This window comes from Pseudomonas sp. SDO5215_S409 (genome assembly GCF_054071325.1).
The window spans coordinates 38,619-53,243 of the sequence record NZ_JBSVWN010000047.1 but is presented as its reverse complement, the minus strand read 5'-3'; the positions used below and the strand labels follow the sequence as shown (position 1 = coordinate 53,243).

The following is a 14,625-nucleotide window of genomic DNA, read 5'->3' as shown; positions in this document are numbered from 1 at the left end:
TCGGCGTTCTTGTTTCTGTCTTTCCCGGGATTCCGTGAAGAACCAAAAAAAAGGGTGCCTCAAGGGCACCCTGTTTTGCGCACACAAACGTATTACTTGCGCTTCATCGACAAGAAGAACTCGTCGTTGGTCTTGGTCTGTTTCAGCTTGTCGACCAGGAACTCGATGGCGGCGATTTCATCCATCGGGTGCAGCAGTTTGCGCAGGATCCACATACGCTGCAGTTCGTCGTCGGCGGTCAGCAACTCTTCGCGGCGGGTGCCGGAGCGGTTGATGTTGATGGCCGGGAACACGCGTTTTTCGGCGATGCGGCGGTCCAGGGGCAGTTCCATGTTGCCAGTACCCTTGAACTCCTCGTAGATCACTTCGTCCATTTTCGAGCCGGTTTCAACCAGCGCGGTGGCGATGATGGTCAGCGAGCCGCCTTCTTCGATGTTTCGCGCCGCACCAAAGAAACGCTTCGGTTTCTCCAGGGCGTGGGCATCGACACCACCGGTGAGTACCTTGCCGGAGCTCGGGATCACGGTGTTGTAGGCACGGGCCAGACGGGTGATGGAGTCGAGCAGGATCACGACGTCCTTCTTGTGCTCGACCAGGCGCTTGGCCTTCTCGATCACCATCTCGGCTACTTGCACGTGACGGGTTGGCGGCTCGTCGAACGTCGAGGCAACCACTTCGCCGCGCACGGTGCGCTGCATTTCGGTCACTTCTTCCGGACGCTCGTCGATCAGCAACACGATCAAGTGCACTTCAGGGTTGTTACGCGTGATGTTCGACGCGATGTTCTGCAGCATGATGGTCTTGCCCGCCTTTGGCGGAGCAACGATCAGGCCACGCTGGCCTTTGCCGATCGGGGCGCACAGGTCGATCACACGACCGGTCAAGTCTTCAGTGGAACCGTTACCGGCTTCCATCTTCATGCGGACCGTCGGGAACAGCGGGGTCAGGTTCTCGAAGAGAATCTTGTTTTTCGCGTTCTCGGGACGGTCGAAGTTGATCGTATCGACCTTGAGCAGTGCGAAATAACGCTCGCCTTCCTTGGGAGGGCGGATCTTGCCAACGATGGTGTCACCGGTGCGCAAGTTGAAGCGACGGATCTGGCTCGGCGAGACGTAGATATCGTCCGGGCCGGCAAGATAGGAGGCGTCTGCAGAGCGGAGGAAGCCGAAGCCGTCCTGGAGAATCTCCAGCACGCCATCACCGGAGATTTCCTCACCGCTTTTTGCGTGCTTTTTAAGCAGGGAGAAAATCACGTCCTGCTTGCGCGAACGGGCCATATTTTCTATGCCCATGTCTTCGGCCAGCTGGAGCAGGTCGGTAATCGGCTTTTGCTTGAGTTCAGTCAGATTCATATAGGAATGACGTAATCATTTATGGAGGGGGAAATTAAGCTTTTGGCTTAATGAGGCCGCGCCGCAAAGAAGGCGACAGGATCGCGTACTAATCGAAAAGGAGTGCGTCGGCGACGGCTTGCAGGGGGCAGTGGAGAATCCAGTGCGGGGCCGAATGTACCACCTGAGTTTCGGAGCGTCTAGCCCTGTTTTACGAAAAAGCCCCGCGAATTTTGCGGGGCTTTTTTGACGACGTTAGATGTTCGCGTCGAGGAATGCAGCCAGTTGCGACTTCGACAGCGCACCCACTTTGGTGGCCTCGACGTTGCCGTTCTTGAACAGCATCAGCGTCGGGATACCCCGCACACCGTGCTTGGCAGGGGTTTCCTGGTTGTCGTCGATGTTCAGCTTGGCGACGGTCAGCTTGCCTTCGTACGTGCTGGCAATTTCGTCCAGGACCGGGGCGATCATTTTGCAAGGACCGCACCACTCAGCCCAGTAGTCAACCAGCACAGGGCCTTGGGCCTTGAGTACTTCTGCCTCGAAGGACGCGTCGGTGACGTGCTTGATAAGATCGCTGCTCATGGATGTCTCCGGATTGTAAGCAAAAAAAACGTGCTCCATCATAGCTGCCCTTCCCCCGTTCAGGAAGCGGCCACTGATTGAGTCTTGCTATGACGCGCAATGAGTTTGGGTATAACCCGGATCAGGGCGTGACCGGCGTTATAAAGGCGATACCCGTGCGCAAGGCCGCATTTCGTACGTGTTCCTGCATGGTTTTCTGCGCGGCGGCACTGGCGCGCCGGGCCAGGGCGCGAAGGATCTTGCGGTGCTCCTGCCAGGTTTCCATGGCGCGCTCCGGTCGGATGAACGGTAGTTTCTGGCTCTCCAGGAACACCTCGGCACTGGCGCTGAGAATACTGACCATCGCCTGATTGCCGCTGGCCAACAGGATGCGCTGGTGAAACTCGAAGTCCAGCCGGGCCGCCGCCTCGAAGTCGCCCGCTTTAAGCTCCCTGCGCATCGCTTCCACATTGTCTTCCAGGCTGTCCAACTCACCGGTGGTCAATGTCACCGCCGCCAACCCGGCCGCGAACCCTTCCAGCGCATAACGCAGTTGAAAGATATCCAGCGGCGTTGCCTGTGCGGTAAACGGCCAGGCGAGTGTTGAAGGCTCCTCACCTGCCTGTACGAAAACGCCTTTACCCGGCTGCACGCTGACCTCACCCAAGGCACTGAGGGACGACAAGGCTTCGCGCAACGACGCGCGGCTCACGCCCAATTGCTGTGCCAGGTCGCGCTGGGACGGCAACGCATCACCCGGCCCGAAGCCTTCTTCGGCGATGAGTTTGCGGATGGCCTGTAACGCCACCTCGGGTACGGCTTGGGCGATGGAATGCATAAAAACTCAAGTTTCCCGTTCACTGAGCGGCTAGTTGTAAAGCTATTCGCAACGCCCGGCAAGCCACGCCCCAAAGGGGCTCGCGGGGTTTTGGCAATGCGCCAAAAGGGTGCGATCGGCCCCTCAACTGTTCAGACCAGTAAGACCTGCGCAGCACAGCAAATCCCGGCCTTTCAGCCCACTATCAGCATGCTGGCATGGGCTGTGCACTGGCACTTTTCAGAAAATCCTTTCGCACTTCTCGGAGAGTTGCCATGACCAAGCGTTGCAGCGCACTGCTCACTGCCCTGTTTGCCAGCCTGATGCTGAGCCAGGTCCCCGCCCATGCCAACGGCCTGGATGACATCATCGCCCGCGGCACCCTCAAGGTCGCCGTGCCTCAGGACTTCCCGCCATTCGGCTCGGTCGGCCCGGACCTGAAGCCTCGTGGCCTGGACATCGACACCGCGAAGCTGGTAGCCGACCAACTCAAGGTCAAGCTGGAACTGACCCCGGTCAACAGCACCAACCGTATCCCGTTCCTCACCACCGGCAAGGTCGACCTGGTGATCTCGAGCCTGGGCAAAAACCCCGAGCGCGAAAAAGTCATCGACTTCTCCAACGCCTACGCGCCGTTCTACCTCGCTGTATTCGGCCCGCCCGACGCGCCGATCAGCACCACCAACGACCTCAAGGGCAAGACCATCAGCGTGACCCGTGGCGCCATCGAAGACATCGAGCTGACCGCTGTCGCCCCGGCCGACGCCACCATCAAGCGCTTTGAAGACAACAACTCCACCATCGCCGCCTACCTGGCCGGCCAGGTGGACCTGATCGCCAGTGGCAACGTGGTGATGGTGGCCATCAGCGAACGCAGCCCTAAACGTGTACCGGCGCTGAAAGTGAAACTCAAGGACTCGCCAGTCTACGTGGGTGTGAACAAAGGCCAGCCCGAGCTGCTGGACAAGGTCAACCAGATCCTGACAGCGGCCAAGGCCGACGGCAGCCTGGAAAAAAATTCGCAACTGTGGCTCAAGGCCCCGCTGCCGGCTGATCTCTGATTTGGCGTGACGAGGGTTACACATGGCCTATCAATTCGACTTTGTGCCGGTTTTGGCCAATACCGATCTGTTGTTGCGCGGTGCGTTGTTCACCCTGGAACTGACTGCCATCGGCGCTGTGCTGGGCGTGGCGCTGGGCGTCCTCGGCGCGGTGGTGCGGGCGTGGAAGATTCAGCCGTGGAGCTGGATCTTCGGGGTGTACGTCGAGTTGATCCGCAACACCCCGTTTTTGGTGCAGCTGTTTTTCATCTTCTTCGGCCTGCCGTCACTGGGGGTGAAGATCAGCGAATGGCAGGCAGCGGTGCTGGCGATGGTGATCAACCTGGGGGCCTACTCCACCGAGATCATCCGCGCCGGTATCCAGGCCGTGCCTCGCGGCCAACTGGAGGCGGCGGCCGCACTGGCAATGTCACGTTTCGAGGCGTTCCGCCATGTGGTGCTGATGCCGGCGCTGGGCAAGGTGTGGCCGGCGCTGAGCAGCCAGATCATCATCGTGATGCTCGGTTCGGCGGTGTGCTCGCAGATCGCCACCGAGGAGCTGAGCTTTGCCGCCAACTTCATTCAATCGCGCAACTTCCGGGCCTTTGAAACCTACGCCCTGACTACGTTGATCTACCTGTGCATGGCCTTGCTGATTCGCCAGTTGCTCAACTGGATCGGGCGGCGCTACGTGATGAGGAACAGTCGATGAGCGAGTTTTCCTTCTGGGACATTGTGAGCAACCTGCTGGTGGGTTTGCAGTGGACCGCCTTGCTGACCTTGGTAGCGTTTGTCGGCGGCGGCGTTATCGGCCTGCTGGTGATGACCCTGCGCATCAGCCAGAAGGCCTTCGCGCGCAACCTTGCACGAACCTACATCGAGCTGTTCCAGGGCACGCCACTGCTGATGCAATTGTTTCTAGTGTTCTTTGGCATCGCCCTGCTGGGCATTGATATCTCGCCGTGGCTGGCGGCCGCGATTGCCCTGACGCTCTTTACCAGCGCCTACCTCGCCGAGATCTGGCGCGGGTGTGTCGAGTCCATCGCCCACGGGCAATGGGAAGCCTCGGCCAGCCTGGCCCTTTCACCGTATGAGCAACTGCGCTACGTCATCCTGCCCCAGGCGCTGCGTATTGCCGTGGCGCCCACCGTGGGCTTTTCGGTGCAAGTGGTCAAAGGCACCGCCGTGACGTCGATCATCGGCTTCACCGAGCTGACCAAGACCGGCGGCATGCTTGCCAACGCCACCTTTGAACCCTTCATGGTCTACGGGCTCGTCGCGCTGGGTTACTTCCTGCTCTGCTACCCCTTGTCCCTCAGTACGCGCTACCTGGAAAGGAGACTGCATGCCTCTGCTTAGAATTTCCGCCCTGCATAAGTATTACGGCGATCACCATGTGCTCAAGGGCATCGACCTGAGTGTCGAAGAAGGCCAGGTGGTGGCGATCATCGGTCGCAGCGGCTCGGGCAAGTCCACCTTGCTGCGCACCCTCAACGGCCTGGAGTCGATCAACGACGGGGTGATCGAGGTCGATGGCGAGTACCTCGACGCCGCCCGCGCCGACCTGCGCAGCCTGCGGCAGAAAGTCGGCATGGTGTTCCAGCAATTCAACCTGTTCCCGCACCTGACGGTGGGCGAAAACGTGATGCTCGCCCCGCAAGTGGTGCAAAAAGTGCCCAAGGCCAAGGCCGCACAACTGGCGCGGCAGATGCTGGAGCGCGTGGGGCTGGGCGACAAGTTCGACGCCTTCCCCGATCGCCTCTCCGGCGGCCAGCAGCAACGGGTCGCGATTGCCCGCGCACTGGCCATGTCCCCCAAGGTGTTGCTCTGCGATGAAATCACCTCGGCCCTGGACCCGGAGCTGGTCAATGAAGTGCTCAGCGTGGTACGCCAACTGGCCAAGGACGGCATGACCCTGATCATGGTCACCCACGAAATGCGCTTTGCCCGCGAGGTCGGCGACAAGCTGGTGTTCATGCACCAGGGCAAGGTGCATGAAGTCGGCGACCCGAAGATCCTGTTCGCCAACCCGCAAACCGCTGAACTGGCCAACTTCATTGGCTCCACGGAACAGGCGGGCTGATCCACTCGAACGTACCCAGGCCTTCCAGCAGCATCTCGCGACGTACGGCCAACGCATCCGGCGCCAACTCGGCGTCAACCTCGACCTGGGCCGTCAAGTGGCGGCCCTTCACCGGCAACCCCGCGGCCTGGGCGAGTAACGTTTGCCCCGGTGCCAGGCGGGCATTCGCCGCACTTCCCGACAAATGCGCGCCCCCCCATTGCACCGCCTGCCCATCGACCCGGGCGTGCCTGAGGCTGAGGGTAAAGCGCCCCTGGTGTCCAAGCTGGAACCCCTGGGCATCCGCCGCCGGGCCGCTGAACCGCAGGGCCATGGCCGACGGGTCGGCGCAGAGGATATTCAGCTGCACGGTGCGGGTCCCCAAGGGCAGCGAGCCAAGGCGGACAAGACCGTAGTCCACCCGCGACTGGCTCAAAGACACCCGACAGTTGTCGGCGTGCGCTTCCCCGGCCATCAGCACCACCGACAGCAGCCAAGACAGCGACAGCGCCCGGCGCAGACGCTTGGCATTACGGGGCATGGCACACCGCCTTGGCCGTTTCATAAAGGGTGTCATCGTTGCGCTCAGGCTCGGGGGTCAGGTGAACTAGGCAGTTGCGTGCGCCCGGCAGTGAAACCTGCAGGGTTTGCGGCCCGTTCACGTTGTTGAGGAAGACTCGGCCCTCACCAACCACGCTGGTGATAAAGGCATTGTCCTTGCCAAATACGGGCGCACCTTGAGGCAATGGGCGGCCCTGTTCGTCTTCGACTTCCAGCAGCAGGCGGCGGACTTTCACCACCTCGAAGTCCACGGTGCTAAAGGAGCCACGCCCGGCCGTCAGGACTTTGCTGCCGTTTTTCAGGTCCACGCGTTTGGGCAGCGACGGGGTCTGCACCTCGACAAGGCTGCTGGTGTAGGCAGGCAACCCCGCGATCACGGCGTAGCCACGATAGTCGGTCCATACCGGGCCCTGGGACGTCGAGACTTTTGCAGCGCCAATATCCCCCACCGACAGCACGCCAAAGGTGTCCTGCACCGCATAGGGCGAGAACGTCAGCCCGTGCGCGTGCGCCACGATGCCGCCCTGCAACTGCCCGTTATACGTGGTGCCCAAGGGATCGCGGCTCACACCCAGCCCGACCCGGGTATAACGCGGCAACACGTCCACCTGACCGCGCAGGGTTTGCTGGCGATGGGTGAGGTCGCCTTCGACGCCGACTTCATAGTTCACGTAGTCGTTGACCCGTTCAGTGAGCGCGGCACCGGTATCAAGCCTGTCACCCCGGCGACTGACGTACGCACTGACGCGGCGGTTGTCCCCCCACGGGATGCTTACCTGCAGCCGAATCGACAGGCCGTCATCCAGCGGGTCTTCGCGCCGTCGCCGACCGGGCGTGCCCTGCCTGCGCGGCCGCGAGCCTCCCACCCGGGAATCGGCGATGAGCGCCACGTCGGCCCCGCCCACTGTCTTATTCCAGGAGGCGAACAAGTGCTCGGTGGAGCGCCCGTCAAACTGTGAGCTGCGGGTGAAGCTCAGGGAAAGGCCACCCAACGAAGGCTCAACCCAGTTCAAGCCCGCCGTGTACTGGCTCTTGAACCGCGCGTTGAGGTCATCACCCCTCGATGACAGGCCCGCCTCCAGCAACTCGCGATACCCGCGTGTCTGGTGGGTGACGCCAAGGTTCAGGTCAATGTCGGCGACCAGCGGGCTGCTCATCGACAGTGAACTGCGCCCTCCGGAAAGCTTGTCCAGGCCATCACGCGACTGGGTGTGGCGCACGCCCACGGAAACCCGGTGAAAGAACACCCGGCTCAAGGTGCCACCTGCCGCGTGATAGTCCTCGGTGCTCAACAGGCCGACACCCACCGACATGGCCTGCCCCAGGCCCCAGGTGCCACTGCCCATCACGACCGTCGGCTGGGCACTACCGTCGATCGAGCGCTCGCGCACCTTGCCGACCGACACGTGATAGCCGGGCGTGACCGGCACGCCTCCTCGAAAGGAGGCTGCCGGCACCACAAAACCGCGCTTTGCGCCCCGTGAATCAATCACGCTCACGTCCAGATCGTTGACGCTGTTGAGCAACGCCAACCCGGTCAACCGGAAGGGGCCGTCCGGCACCAGTGTGGTGTGGATCAACACACCGCCCTGACGCACCTCGACACGTGACTGGCCCCGGGCCATGCCTTCGACCACCACCGCATTGCCGCCAGGGGGCTGGCGCGATTGGCCATCGGGAAAAAACTGCACGCCCGACAACTGCACCCCACCAAACACCGGGTTATTGCTGGAGATCTGGCCCACCTGGAACGTCGAGCGCAGTGCCGCAATGTCGCGCTGGGCGTAAGCATGCACATGCTCGGTGCGGGTCTTGCCATTGTCGGACACATAGAACTGGCGACTGCGCACAATCCAGTTCCCCAGGTTGAACCCAGCCTCGGTGTACGCCGACACGTAGCGGCTTGGCGCCGTGCGCGAGCGCGTGTCGAGCCCCAGCACGTCGTAGTTGAACACGGCCGCCGTGCCCCCGCGGGAAAAACTCCCAGGCTCCCACTCGGGCGCCCGCAACGCCTGCGTGGGCACCACCAGCGTGACCTCATCACTGCTCGGGCGCAGCCTCACCAACGTGGCCGGGAACTCGCCAAGGAAGTCATGACAGGCCTGGCCCGGCGCAATGCCTTCACGGGTGATGCGGGCGGGCTGCACTAAACCGGCTTTTTCCAGCAGCGCCGGGGTAAAACACAGCTGCCCCTGATAGTCGAAACGCGCGTCCACCAGCCCTAGCGGGTTGCCGTTCACCCGCAACCCCACTACGTGCACACCCTCACGAAAACGCGCGGTGCTGCGAAAGTACTCGGAAACCTTGGGGTCGATCCCGTGCGTGGTCAGGGCGGCCAGATCGAAGCCTTCCCCCAGCCCTATCGCGACAACAGGGCCGGGCAACCCGAACAAGGTCGCCAGCCCCACCAACAAGGTGGAACGCGATGACAGGGCGCAACGGGTTTCGCACAGGGCCTTGCGGCTCATTTTTTTCATGGGCAGCTCAAGGCGCACTGGCGACGAGGGGGGCCTGGTAGCTGTCTACCGAAAACCCGTAGACCGTGGCCGGTTGGATTAGCACAGCGGTGACGCCCTCCAGAGGGCCTTGCAGCGCGGCGGCGAGGACCTCCCCCGGGAGGATGTACGTGCGCGGCAATTTGGCCTGGCCAGCCGTAGGAAACAGTTGCACGTCGGGCGCCAGCCGCACGACATAGGCACTGTCGTTATGCACCGTCAGGCGCTCCCCCTCCCGCTTCCACACCAGCAGTTCCCACGGTGCCTGATGCCGGGGCAAGCCTTGGGGGTGCAGGATCAGCGGCAGGTCCTGGCGCAGGGTGATACCGATGGTCGCACCCCCGGGCGAACGCGCCTGGGGAATGCCCTCGAACGACACCCGCTTCAGACGCTGCACCTTGAGGGGGGCTTTGAGGGTGCTGATGAAGCGCACCAGTTGCGTGTCGCCACCCTCCACCCGGGTAATGGGCGGCGTCACGATCAACAGGGGCTCAAGGTCCTCCGGCACGTTGTCTATCACCGAATGAAGAAGCGCCGGCCCTGTATCGGTATTCTTGATATTGATAGTGGCTTCACCGTCTTCTTCGTAAAGCACGACGACAGTTGTTTCCGGTTGCATACCATCTGCCCAAGTCGCCCCGGACACATTGGCCAACAACAGCAATACCGCCATTATTTTTGACAGAACACTCACCACACTTTCCCCACGATAATCAACAGTGATAATCGGCCAACAAAGTTCCACGTAAAAACAGCCGACAAGACACTAAAGCCCCCTGACTGCTAAAGCGTTCTTATCGGCTGCCTTTAAGGGTTTAGATGTAACTCAGGACTAACGTGGCGCGACCGTCCAACGTGATATCCCGGGAAAGGTCCAGGTCCTGCCCGCGGTTGATCACGGCCTTGACTGCAACCACACCCGTCAGCTGGGCGATCGATGCGGGGGTCACTGCCGTGCCGTTGCGCCACGAGTACTGGCTGGGGCTTTGCGTGACGACACCGTCGCTGTTCTGCCAGGCGCCGTTGCTGACCCGTACGATCGGGCTCAGCACCGTCCCGGACGACCTCAGGTCTTTGAGGGTGACCGAATAGCCCCCGGTGCGGCGGGTGCCGACGATGCCCAGGCCATAGTTCTGTGCCTCGGTGAAACCGCTGCCCAGGATACCCGCGACCTTGCTGCCGGCCTGAAGGTCGGTAAGGCTCAGCCCGAACTTGGCAGGCGTGGCGCCACAGTTGATGACAAGGGAGGTGCTGCGCTCTTCACGCGGGTTGAAGGCGGTCTGGGACAGCTCGCCGGAACGGATCGTGCCGTAGTCGATGATGCCCCCGGCGCCCAGGCTGAGGTTGCAGGCGGCCGGGACGATGGTGCCCCGTACGACCAGTTGCGCCACGGTAGTGGCCTGGGCACCGATACTTGCTGCCAGACACACAACACCCATTGTCAAACCCAATATCTTCTTCATGTTCAACCTGTCACTGAAAGTTATCAGGCGTTTTTCATTTATTGCCCGGGCACGTGCGGCCCGGCTGAATATCTTCCTTGACACACAACACAATAAATAAATAACACCACGGCAACATTGCCGGGTGACAGTCTCGCTGTTTGAGCCGGTTAAAAAGAATAAGACAACACGCCAATTACTGTCGGAGCGATATAAGTTGTTTGTCGCTTTAACCCGACCAACAGGTAGTCTTTAACCAACATCCCATGGGAAGAACAGAATGATTGGATGTAGGCTAATTCGGAGAGCCAAATCAAATCAATTATACGGACTCATTCTTACAACCCCCTAAGACCCATCGCCACACGGCCAGAGAATCGCCTTACATTTCCCACAGATACCGCCCCCCTCCCCCCATAGAAAAATTCCCAAAGCACTACGCGTTGGCGTCAGCGGTTGATCGTGGCACGATGGCGGGGTTATCGACCGAGACCCCTTAACCATGCCGCAATCCCAAGCCAAGAATCTGTCCCTGATCGCCGCCATCGACCTGGGCTCCAACAGCTTTCACATGGTCGTGGCCAAGGCCCAGAACGGCGAGATCCGCATTCTTGAGCGGCTCGGCGAGAAAGTGCAGCTGGCTGCCGGGATCGACGACGAGCGCCAGCTCAATGAAGAATCCATGCAGCGCGGGCTCGATTGCCTCAAGCGGTTTGCCCAGCTGATCAACGGCATGCCCACCGGCGCCGTGCGGATCGTGGGCACCAACGCCCTGCGCGAAGCGCGCAACCGCGCCGACTTCATTCACCGCGCCGAAGAAATCCTGGGCCACCCCGTGGAAGTGATTTCCGGCCGTGAAGAGGCGCGCCTCATCTACCTGGGCGTGTCCCACACCCTGGCCGATACCCCGGGCAAGCGCCTGGTGGCCGACATCGGCGGCGGCAGTACCGAGTTCATCATTGGCCAGCGTTTTGAACCGCTGCTGCGCGAAAGCCTGCAGATGGGCTGCGTCAGCTTCACCCAGCGCTACTTCAAGGACGGCAAGATCACCCCGGCCCGCTACGCCCAGGCGTACACGGCGGCGCGGCTGGAGATCATGAGCATCGAGCACGCCCTGCACCGTCTCACCTGGGACGAGGCCATCGGCTCGTCTGGCACCATCCGCGCCATTGGCCTGGCGCTCAAGGCGGGCGGCCATGGCAGCGGCGAAGTGAATGCCGAAGGCCTGGCCTGGCTCAAGCGCAAGCTGTTCAAGCTGGGCGATGCCGAAAAGATCGACTTCGACGGCATCAAGCCCGACCGCCGCACCATCTTCCCGGCGGGGCTGGCGATCCTTGAAGCGATCTTCGACGCCCTCGAACTGCAACGCATGGACCACTGCGACGGCGCCCTGCGCGAAGGCGTGCTGTACGACCTGCTGGGCCGTCATCACCATGAAGACGTGCGCGAACGCACGCTGACCTCGCTGATGGAGCGCTACCACGTCGACCTGGAACAGGCCGCGCGCGTCGAGCGCAAGGCGCTGCATGCGTTCGATCAGGTGGCCGAAGACTGGGACCTGGAAGACGGCGTCTGGCGCGAGTTGCTGGGTTGGGCCGCCAAGGTGCATGAAGTGGGCCTGGACATCGCTCACTACCATTACCACAAGCACGGCGCCTACCTGATCGAGCACTCGGACCTGGCGGGCTTTTCCCGCGAAGACCAGCAAATGCTCGCGCTGCTGGTGCGCGGCCATCGCCGTAACATTCCCAAGGACAAGTTCGCCGAGTTCGGCGATGACGGCATCAAGCTGATTCGCCTGTGCGTGCTGCTGCGCTTTGCGATTCTGTTCCATCACATCCGCGGCACCCAGGCCATGCCACAGGTGGAACTGCGCGCCGTGGGCGACAGCCTGGATGTGGTGTTCCCGCTGGGCTGGCTGGATGAAAACCAGCTGACCCAGGCGGATTTCGCCCAGGAAGCCGAGTGGCTGACACGGGTCGGTTTCGCGCTGAACCTGCGCTAAACACCCCCTCCAGCCCCATGTGAGAGCAGGCTTGCCCGCTCTCACATTTTTTAGAGCGGTGCCTGCCGTTAGTTCACCGCCAGGATCGGGCTGCCCAGCTTCTCCAGCAAGGCGGCCTGTGCACTGCGTGGGTTCTGGTTGCCGGTGGGCGTATTGCGCACGTAGCGGCCGTCCGACTGCAGGCTCCAGCTGTGGGTGTTATCGGTCAGGTAACTTTCCAGCTCTTTCTTGACCCGCATGATCAGCTTCTTGCCTTCCACCGGGAAACACGTCTCTACGCGCTTGTCGAGGTTGCGCTCCATCCAGTCGGCGCTGGAGAGGAACATCTGTTCTTCGCCGCCGTTGAGGAAGTAGAACACCCGCGTATGCTCCAGGAAGCGGCCGATGATCGAACGCACGTGGATGTTGTGCGACACCCCGGCAATGCCCGGGCGCAGGCAGCACATGCCGCGCACCACCAGGTCGATACGCACGCCGGACTGGCTGGCCTTGTACAGCGCACGGATGATCTTCGGGTCGGTCAGCGAGTTGAACTTGGCGATGATGTGCGCAGGTTTGCCGTCGAGGGCGAACTGGGTTTCGCGCAGGATCATGTCGAGCATGCCCTTTTTCAAGGTGAACGGCGCGTGCAGCAGCTTTTTCATGCGCAGCGTCTTACCCATGCCGATCAACTGGCTGAACAGTTTGCCGACGTCTTCGCACAAAGCATCGTCGGAGGTCAGCAGGCTGTAGTCGGTGTAGAGCTTGGCGTTGCCGGCGTGGTAGTTGCCGGTGCCCAGGTGAGCGTAACGCACGATCTCACCGGCTTCGCGGCGCAGGATCAGCATCATCTTGGCGTGGGTCTTGAAGCCGACCACGCCATAGATCACCACCGCACCGGCCGCTTGCAGGCGGCTGGCCAGTTGCAGGTTGGACTCTTCATCGAAGCGCGCGCGCAGTTCGATCACCGCCGTGACTTCCTTGCCGTTACGCGCGGCGTCCACCAGCGCATCGACGATTTCCGAGTTGGCGCCGGAACGGTACAGGGTCTGGCGCACGGCCAGTACATGCGGGTCCTTCGCGGCCTGGCGCAGCAGGTCGACCACCGGGGTAAAGGACTCGAACGGGTGCAACAGCAGGATGTCCTGCTTGCTGACCACGCTGAAAATGTTCTCGCTGTTTTGCAGCAGCTTCGGGATCTGCGGGGTGAACGGCTTGTATTGCAGCTCCGGGTGGCTGTCCAGGCCGGTGATGCTGAACAGGCGTGTGAGGTTCACTGGGCCGTTGACCTGGTACAGCTCCGTCTCGCTCAGGTTGAATTGCTTGAGTAGGTAGTCCGACAGGTGTTTGGGGCAGGTGTCGGCCACTTCCAGGCGCACGGCGTCACCGTAGCGGCGCGAGAACAGCTCGCCGCGCAGGGCCCGGGCCAAGTCTTCGACGTCTTCGGAGTCCAGCGCCAGGTCGGCGTTACGGGTCAGGCGGAACTGGTAGCAGCCCTTGACCTTCATGCCCTGGAACAAGTCATCGGCGTGGGCGTGGATCATCGACGAGAGGAATACATAGTTGTCGCCCGCGCCCCCCACCTCTTCCGGTACCTTGATGATCCGTGGCAGCAGGCGCGGCGCCGGGATGATCGCCAGGCCCGAATCGCGGCCAAAGGCGTCGATGCCTTCAAGCTCGACGATGAAGTTCAGGCTTTTGTTCACCAGCAACGGGAACGGGTGCGTAGGATCGAGGCCGATCGGGGTGATGATCGGGGCGATTTCATCGCGAAAGTAGCGGCGCACCCAGGTCTTGATCTTGGTCGTCCAGTGACGGCGACGGATGAAGCGGACCTGATGTTTCTCCAGCTCCGGCAACAGGATGTCGTTGAGGATCGCGTATTGGCGGTCTACCTGGCCGTGCACCAGCTCGCTGATGCGGGCCAGCGCCTGGTGCGGTTGCAGGCCGTCGGCGCCGGCCTGTTCACGGGCGAAGGTGATTTGCTTCTTGAGGCCGGCCACACGGATCTCGAAGAACTCGTCCAGGTTGCTGGAGAAGATCAGCAGAAACTTCAGCCGCTCCAGCAACGGGTAGGACTCATCCAGCGCCTGTTCCAGCACGCGGATGTTGAATTGCAGTTGCGACAGCTCGCGGTGGATGTACAGGCTGCTGTCATCCAGGTTGGTCACCACCACCTGTGGCGCCGGTGCAGAGGCAGGCGCCTCGGCTGCCACCACAGGTGGCGCGGGCGCAAGCTCCGGCGGGGTTTCGGTGACTTGTTCAACCACCGGGTGAGCGTCTTTTACGGCAACTTCGGAGAGTCCTTCGGTATTCATCGAGTGTTCCT

Annotated in this window: 13 protein-coding genes; 5 read left to right on the top strand and 8 right to left on the bottom strand. The window is 61.7% G+C overall.

What is annotated here, in order from left to right; genetic code table 11:
* Positions 1–92: 92 nt before the first annotated feature.
* The 3 genes from rho to ACW9H9_RS21565 all read right to left on the bottom strand — a co-directional run bounded on the left by rho (position 93) and on the right by ACW9H9_RS21565 (position 2,733).
* On the bottom strand, positions 93–1,352 hold the full coding sequence (gene rho, locus ACW9H9_RS21575) for a transcription termination factor Rho (RefSeq protein ID WP_457345116.1): 1,260 nt from the start codon (positions 1,350–1,352) through the stop codon (positions 93–95).
* 234 nt (positions 1,353–1,586) lie between these two features.
* Positions 1,587–1,916, bottom strand: coding sequence for a thioredoxin TrxA (gene trxA, locus ACW9H9_RS21570; protein WP_457345117.1), 330 nt, complete (start codon positions 1,914–1,916; stop codon positions 1,587–1,589).
* 121 nt (positions 1,917–2,037) lie between these two features.
* Positions 2,038–2,733 carry a FadR/GntR family transcriptional regulator gene (locus tag ACW9H9_RS21565; protein WP_457345118.1) on the bottom strand — a complete coding sequence of 232 codons (696 nt, stop codon included), beginning with the start codon at positions 2,731–2,733 and terminating at the stop codon, positions 2,038–2,040.
* Positions 2,734–2,987: 254 nt separating this feature from the next.
* Here ACW9H9_RS21565 and ACW9H9_RS21560 point away from each other — a divergent pair, with 254 nt between their 5' ends.
* The 4 genes from ACW9H9_RS21560 to ACW9H9_RS21545 are packed head-to-tail and all read left to right on the top strand — an operon-like array spanning position 2,988 to position 5,835.
* Complete coding sequence (locus tag ACW9H9_RS21560; protein ID WP_457345119.1) at positions 2,988–3,773, top strand: transporter substrate-binding domain-containing protein; 786 nt, start codon at positions 2,988–2,990, stop codon at positions 3,771–3,773.
* 22 nt (positions 3,774–3,795) lie between these two features.
* Entirely contained in the window at positions 3,796–4,464 is a 669-nt protein-coding gene (locus ACW9H9_RS21555; RefSeq protein WP_457345120.1) for an amino acid ABC transporter permease, read from the top strand.
* Positions 4,461–5,111 carry an amino acid ABC transporter permease gene (locus tag ACW9H9_RS21550; RefSeq protein WP_457345121.1) on the top strand — a complete coding sequence of 217 codons (651 nt, stop codon included), beginning with the start codon at positions 4,461–4,463 and terminating at the stop codon, positions 5,109–5,111. Before ACW9H9_RS21555 ends, ACW9H9_RS21550 begins: the two co-directional genes overlap by 4 nt.
* Positions 5,098–5,835 carry an amino acid ABC transporter ATP-binding protein gene (locus ACW9H9_RS21545; protein WP_457345122.1) on the top strand — a complete coding sequence of 246 codons (738 nt, stop codon included), beginning with the start codon at positions 5,098–5,100 and terminating at the stop codon, positions 5,833–5,835. The genes ACW9H9_RS21550 and ACW9H9_RS21545 overlap by 14 nt, the downstream gene beginning before the upstream one ends.
* On the opposite strand, the gene ACW9H9_RS21540 is transcribed toward ACW9H9_RS21545, so the two are convergent.
* The 4 genes from ACW9H9_RS21540 to ACW9H9_RS21525 form a co-directional block, all read right to left on the bottom strand.
* Positions 5,807–6,355 carry a hypothetical protein gene (locus ACW9H9_RS21540; RefSeq protein WP_457345123.1) on the bottom strand — a complete coding sequence of 183 codons (549 nt, stop codon included), beginning with the start codon at positions 6,353–6,355 and terminating at the stop codon, positions 5,807–5,809. The genes ACW9H9_RS21545 and ACW9H9_RS21540 overlap by 29 nt on opposite strands.
* The gene (locus ACW9H9_RS21535) at positions 6,345–8,852 is read right to left on the bottom strand and encodes a fimbria/pilus outer membrane usher protein (protein WP_457345124.1); all 2,508 of its coding nucleotides are present in this window, start codon (positions 8,850–8,852) and stop codon (positions 6,345–6,347) included. The genes ACW9H9_RS21540 and ACW9H9_RS21535 overlap by 11 nt, the downstream gene beginning before the upstream one ends.
* Positions 8,853–8,859: 7 nt before the next feature.
* Positions 8,860–9,543: a fimbria/pilus chaperone family protein gene (locus ACW9H9_RS21530; protein ID WP_457345178.1), complete on the bottom strand. Its 684-nt coding sequence runs from the start codon at positions 9,541–9,543 to the stop codon at positions 8,860–8,862.
* 142 nt (positions 9,544–9,685) lie between these two features.
* Positions 9,686–10,333 carry a DUF1120 domain-containing protein gene (locus tag ACW9H9_RS21525; RefSeq protein ID WP_457345125.1) on the bottom strand — a complete coding sequence of 216 codons (648 nt, stop codon included), beginning with the start codon at positions 10,331–10,333 and terminating at the stop codon, positions 9,686–9,688.
* Between the two features lie 481 nt (positions 10,334–10,814).
* On the opposite strand from ACW9H9_RS21525, the gene ppx reads away from it, so the two are divergent.
* Entirely contained in the window at positions 10,815–12,317 is a 1,503-nt protein-coding gene (ppx, locus tag ACW9H9_RS21520; protein ID WP_457345126.1) for an exopolyphosphatase, read from the top strand.
* A gap of 68 nt (positions 12,318–12,385) precedes the next feature.
* Here the strand turns inward: ppx and ppk1 are convergent, their stop codons facing one another.
* The gene (ppk1, locus tag ACW9H9_RS21515) at positions 12,386–14,614 is read right to left on the bottom strand and encodes a polyphosphate kinase 1 (RefSeq protein WP_457345127.1); all 2,229 of its coding nucleotides are present in this window, start codon (positions 14,612–14,614) and stop codon (positions 12,386–12,388) included.
* Positions 14,615–14,625: the final 11 nt, after the last annotated feature.

Excerpts from the sequence above, each read along its gene's own strand:
- ACW9H9_RS21555 (WP_457345120.1), top strand. The coding sequence starts at position 3,796 with ATGGCCTATCAATTCGACTTTGTGCCGGTTTTGGCCAATACCGATCTG.
- trxA (WP_457345117.1), bottom strand. The coding sequence starts at position 1,916 with ATGAGCAGCGATCTTATCAAGCACGTCACCGACGCGTCCTTCGAGGCA.
- ACW9H9_RS21535 (WP_457345124.1), bottom strand. The coding sequence starts at position 8,852 with ATGAAAAAAATGAGCCGCAAGGCCCTGTGCGAAACCCGTTGCGCCCTG.
- ACW9H9_RS21540 (WP_457345123.1), bottom strand. The coding sequence starts at position 6,355 with ATGCCCCGTAATGCCAAGCGTCTGCGCCGGGCGCTGTCGCTGTCTTGG.
- ACW9H9_RS21525 (WP_457345125.1), bottom strand. The coding sequence starts at position 10,333 with ATGAAGAAGATATTGGGTTTGACAATGGGTGTTGTGTGTCTGGCAGCA.
- rho (WP_457345116.1), bottom strand. The coding sequence starts at position 1,352 with ATGAATCTGACTGAACTCAAGCAAAAGCCGATTACCGACCTGCTCCAG.
- ppk1 (WP_457345127.1), bottom strand. The coding sequence starts at position 14,614 with ATGAATACCGAAGGACTCTCCGAAGTTGCCGTAAAAGACGCTCACCCG.
- ACW9H9_RS21545 (WP_457345122.1), top strand. The coding sequence starts at position 5,098 with ATGCCTCTGCTTAGAATTTCCGCCCTGCATAAGTATTACGGCGATCAC.
- ACW9H9_RS21550 (WP_457345121.1), top strand. The coding sequence starts at position 4,461 with ATGAGCGAGTTTTCCTTCTGGGACATTGTGAGCAACCTGCTGGTGGGT.
- ACW9H9_RS21560 (WP_457345119.1), top strand. The coding sequence starts at position 2,988 with ATGACCAAGCGTTGCAGCGCACTGCTCACTGCCCTGTTTGCCAGCCTG.
- ppx (WP_457345126.1), top strand. The coding sequence starts at position 10,815 with ATGCCGCAATCCCAAGCCAAGAATCTGTCCCTGATCGCCGCCATCGAC.
- ACW9H9_RS21530 (WP_457345178.1), bottom strand. The coding sequence starts at position 9,543 with ATGGCGGTATTGCTGTTGTTGGCCAATGTGTCCGGGGCGACTTGGGCA.
- ACW9H9_RS21565 (WP_457345118.1), bottom strand. The coding sequence starts at position 2,733 with ATGCATTCCATCGCCCAAGCCGTACCCGAGGTGGCGTTACAGGCCATC.